This window comes from Streptomyces sp. NPDC000151 (genome assembly GCF_040301705.1).
Lineage (GTDB): Bacteria > Actinomycetota > Actinomycetes > Streptomycetales > Streptomycetaceae > Streptomyces.
The window spans coordinates 1-4721 of sequence record NZ_JBEPFC010000263.1; the positions used below are offsets into that span (position 1 = coordinate 1).

At 72.4% G+C, this 4721-nt stretch carries 3 protein-coding genes and 1 pseudogene; 2 read left to right on the top strand and 2 right to left on the bottom strand.

Annotated features, from left to right (window positions below; all coding sequences use genetic code 11):
• Positions 1-994, top strand: a 994-nt coding sequence (locus ABT381_RS35125) for an aldo/keto reductase (RefSeq protein ID WP_351601979.1), incomplete at its 5' end; no start/stop codon positions are given.
• Positions 995-1180: 186 nt separating this feature from the next.
• Positions 1181-3295 (top strand): ATP-binding protein, encoded by a 2115-nt coding sequence (locus ABT381_RS35130; protein ID WP_351601982.1) that lies wholly within the window; start codon positions 1181-1183, stop codon positions 3293-3295.
• Between the two features lie 18 nt (positions 3296-3313).
• Here ABT381_RS35130 and ABT381_RS35135 read toward each other — a convergent pair whose 3' ends face one another.
• Together ABT381_RS35135 and ABT381_RS35140 are read right to left on the bottom strand one after the other, a co-directional pair.
• Entirely contained in the window at positions 3314-4312 is a 999-nt protein-coding gene (locus tag ABT381_RS35135; protein ID WP_351601985.1) for a CDP-alcohol phosphatidyltransferase family protein, read from the bottom strand.
• Between the two features lie 111 nt (positions 4313-4423).
• Positions 4424-4721: pseudogene (locus tag ABT381_RS35140) on the bottom strand (hypothetical protein); the annotation flags it as partial.

The following is a 4721-nucleotide window of genomic DNA, read 5'->3' on the forward strand; positions in this document are numbered from 1 at the left end:
GCCGCCCGGGCCCCCGGAACGTCGCCGCACCCTCGGGCGCAGCGGCGTCCCCGTCACCGCGCTGTCCTTCGGCGCCGCCGCCCTCGGCAACCTCTACACGGCCGTCACCCCCGACCAGGCGGCCGCCACCGTCGACGCCGCCTGGGACGAGGGCATCCGTGCCTTCGACACCGCGCCGCACTACGGGCTCGGCCTGTCCGAGCGGCGGCTGGGCGCCGCGTTGCGCGACCGGCCGCGCGCGGAGTACGTACTCTCCACCAAGGTGGGCCGGCTGCTGCGCCCCGGCGGGCCGGGCGGCGACGACCTGGCCCACGGGTTCGCCGTGCCGGCCACCCACCGCCGGGTCTGGGACTTCAGCGCGGACGGCGTCCGGCGCAGCATCGAGGAGAGCCTGCACCGCCTCCGCCTCGACCGGATCGACCTCGCCTACCTGCACGACCCGGACGACCACGCGGAGCAGGCGTTCGGCGAGGCGTACCCGGCGCTCGAACGCCTCCGCGCCGAGGGAGTGGTCCGCGCGATCGGCGCGGGCATGAACCAGACCACCATGCTCGCCCGCTTCCTCCGCGACACCGACGTCGACGCCGTCCTGCTCGCCGGCCGCTACACCCTGCTCGACCCCTCGGGCCTGGACGAGGTGCTGCCCGAGGCCGCCGCGCGCCACCGCGCCGTCGTCATCGGCGGCGTCCTCAACTCCGGCCTGCTCGCCGACCCCCGGCCCGGCGCGACCTACGACTACGCACCCGCCACCCGCCCCGTACTGGAGCGCGCCCTGCGCCTCAAGGCCGTCACGGAACGGCACGGCGTACCGCTGCGCGCCGCGGCCCTGCACTTCCCCTTCGGGCATCCGGCCGTCGCGAGCGTCCTCGTGGGAGCCCGCTCACCGGCCGAGGCGACCGACGCGAGCGAACTCCTGCGCCGCCCCGTACCGCCCGCGATGTGGACGGAACTACGGGCGGAGGGCCTGCTGCCGGAGCAGGTGCCGACCCCCTGACCGGGCGCCGGCCGGTCAGGGGCTCAGGATATGTCCCGTTGTGGTCCGTCCCAGTCCGTTATGGTCCGGCGCCGTCGGCAGCGATCGTTTTCTCCCCGACGGTCATGCGGCGCGGCGAGAGTCGGCAGGCTGGCCACAGGGGCAGGGGCAGGGGCAGGGGCAGGGGCAGGACCGAGGAGGGCGATCGTGGCGGTGCAGCGGCGGTTGGTGGGGAACCTGCCTGCTGAGTCGGGTGAGTTGATCGGTCGCCGGGCGGAGCTGGCACAGGTCCAGCGGCTGTTCGAGGGCGCGCGGTTGGTCACCCTGACCGGGGCCGGTGGTGTGGGCAAGACCCGGCTGGCGCTGTGGGCCGCGGCCGAGGCGCGGCCGGGGTTGCGGGACGGGGCGTGGTGGGTGGCGTTGTCGGCGTTGCAGCAAGGTGAGCTGCTGGCGCACGTCATCGCCGAGGCACTGCCGCTGGCCGATCAGACGAGCCGGCCGATGATCGAGGTGGTCGCGGAGTACCTGGCGGGCCGGGAGCTGCTGTTGGTACTGGACACGTGTGAGCACTTGACCGGTGCGTGCGCGGTGGTCGCGCAGGCGCTGCTGGCGGCGGCCCCGGGGCTGCGGATCCTGGTGACCAGCCGCAGTCCACTGCGGATCATCGAGGAACGGGTGCTGACCGTGACCCCGCTGCCGGTCTCCGAGACACCCGACCGGGCGGCGGGCGGGGCGGACGCGGTGGCGCTGCTCGCCCAGCGCGCCGCCGAGGCGGTCCCCGGCTTCGCCGTCACCGACACCAACCGCCCCGACCTTGTACGGCTGTGCCGACGCCTGGACGGCCTTCCCCTCGCCATCGAACTGGCCGCGGCCCGCCTGCGCGAGATGTCCGTGGCCGAGCTGACCGAGCGGCTGGAGGATCGCTTCTCCGTACTCGGCGAGACCGATGAGGTGGCGTACGGCACCGAGCCCCCCTGGCATCAGGCGCTGCGCACCGCGATCGGCTGGAGCCATCAGCTGTGTACTCCGGCCGAGCGGTTGCTGTGGGCGCGGCTGTCGGTGTTCGCGGGCAGCTTCGATGCGAAGACGGCCCAACGGGTGTGCGCCGACGCGGAGCTGCCCGCCGGGAGGATTCCGGCCCTGCTGAGCGCGCTGGCCCACGCCTCCCTCCTCACGTCGGCCCCGGCCCTGGGCGGTGGCCCGCGCTTCCGGATGCTGGACACGATCCGTGAGTACGGCGCCGGATGGCTGCGCCTCTTGGGCGAGGAGGACCAAGCGCGAGGGCGCCACCGGGACTTCTACCTGGCGCTGGCCCGCGAGGGTGGCGCCGCCTGGCTGGGGCCCGACCAGTACGCCTGGTACGACCGGATGACCGGGGAGCACGACAACCTCCGCGCCGCGCTGGACTTCTGCCTGACCACGCCGGCGCCGGGAGACCACACGGCACTGGAACTGGCCGGGTCGCTGTGGTTCTTCTGGTACGCCTGTGGGTTCGCCCGGGAGGGGCGCCACTATCTGGACCAGGCCCTGGCCTCGGAAACGGAGCCGAGCTGGGCGCGCAACCAGGCCCTGTGGGCCTGCGGCTTCGTCTTGCTGGTCCTGGGCGATGCCGACGCCACCGCTGCCCGGGCCGCCGAATGCGCCGCGGCGGCCGAGCGTCTCGGGGACAGCGGCGCGGCGGACGTCGCGCTGGCCGTCACCATGACCGCGGCGGCGTTGCGCGGTGACCTGGCGCAGGCGGGAGCCATGTCGGAGAGCCTGCTCGCCACACGGCGGCACGGTAGTGAACTCACTCTCCCCGGAATCACGGCCCGACTGGTGAGCAGCCACGCGTGCGTCGTCCTGGGACGCATCGAGGAAGCCATCGCCCACCAGGAGCAGCTGTGCGCCGTATGCGACCCCCACGGAGAGCATTGGGCACGTTCCTACGGCGACACCATCCGGGCAGCGGCCGAGCTGGCGCGCGGTCGGTACGAGGCCGCGCAGGACTACGGCCGGCTGTCCTTGGAGGCGAAACACCGGCTGCACGACAGTGTGGGGGTCGGGATGAGCTTCGATGTGCTCGCCGCGGCCGCGGCGGCCACCGGGCGCGGCGAGCGCGCCGCTCGGTTGCTCGGCCTGTCCCAGCAGGTCTGGGACACCCTCGGCCGCGCGCAGGCCGGTGCCCCTGACTTCTTCGCCACCCGCCGGACATGCGAGCGGCAGACCCGCCACGCCCTGGGCGACGACGCCTACAAGGCCGCCTTCCACGCCGGCTACGACACCGACCTCGACACCGGCGTCACCTACGCCCTCAGCCCGGTACCGTCCAGCGCTCCTTGACCGCGGTACCCGGGACGCTCAGGCCGCCGCCGGCGTCTTCGCGTTCTCGAAGGAGTCGAGGGTGCGGGCGAAGTCGCGGGTGGAGAGGAGCAGCTTGTAGACGATGGCGAGTTCGAAGAGGAGCAGCAGGACGGCGGAGACGACCGTGACGGGGATGACCGCGTCGAAGAGCGGTCCGATGATGAAGACGCCCATCTGGAACTCGATGCCGCTGATGAGGTGCGTGCGGACCCGGTGCCGCAGCAGGTAGGAGCGGGCCCGCAGATAGCCGGGGAAGCGGCTGCGGAACTCCCGCTGCAGGTCGATGACGTCGGCCTTCTTCCGCCGCTGCGGTTCCGGTACGGCCATCAGCACCGGCGTGCTCTCCACGCCCTCCATGCCCTCCATGCTCTCCGCACGGTCCTGCTGGAGGTCCTGCTCGATGTCCGCCTCGGGGTTGTCGCGCAGCAGGTCCTCCATGAACGCGACCTCCGCCGCGTCCTCGGCCCGCCGCGCCGCCCGGATGCGCGACTTGATCTGCTTGCGCATCGTGTGCCGGGTCTTGAAGATCTCCAGGGAGTTGATGTACCGCAGGCCGTCGAGCGCGACCACGCCCGCCGCGAGCCAGATGTAGAGGGTGTCGCCGGTGCGGTGGTACTGGCCGCCCATAAGGGCGACGGCGCAGGCCATCACGCGGATACGGTCGAAGATGTAGTCGAGCCAGGCGCCGAAGACGGAGCCCTGGCCGGTGAGCCGGGCGACCTTGCCGTCCATGCAGTCCAGGATGAAGCTCAGGTGGTAGACCACGGCACCGGCGATGAGCCAGCGCCAGTCGCCGAGCGCGAAGCAGGCCGCGGAGACCAGGCCGAGGAGGAGCGCGCCCCAGGTGATCTGGTTCGGGGTGATCCGCGTGCGCATCGCGGTCTGCCGTACCAGAGGGGTGGCGACCGGGTCGACCAGCAGGACGGTCCACCATGCGTCCCGCTTCTTCTGGGTAAGGCGACGCACCTCGGCGAGGGGCGGTATGTCTCTGCGCATGTTCGACTTCCTGGTGTTAGCACGGGGTTCACCTGAAGTTAAGGAAGTGATTGTTGGTTGCACAAGGTTCGCTCGGGGCAACCTTTTGGTGGGGATAACGGTCTTACGGGGTTAGTGAGTCGATGACTTTGGTGTGTCCGTTGCCGCGAATGTCGCCGCGGACGGGCCCGCTCGGCGCGCCTCGACCGCCGTCAGTGCCACCGCCAACGGCCCCGGCAGCAGGAACAGCAGGGGCGGTACGGTCCATGCGCAGACCGCGGCCGTGGCCAGCGCCAGCAGGACCAGGAGGCTGCCGGGGAGGTCCCGTACGGTACGGGCCGCGCCCTCGCGTACCGCCGCCCGCCAGCCGTCCGCCGCGCCGCCCCGCACGCTGTCCGCCCCGCCCAACCCCAGATGGGAACAGCACACG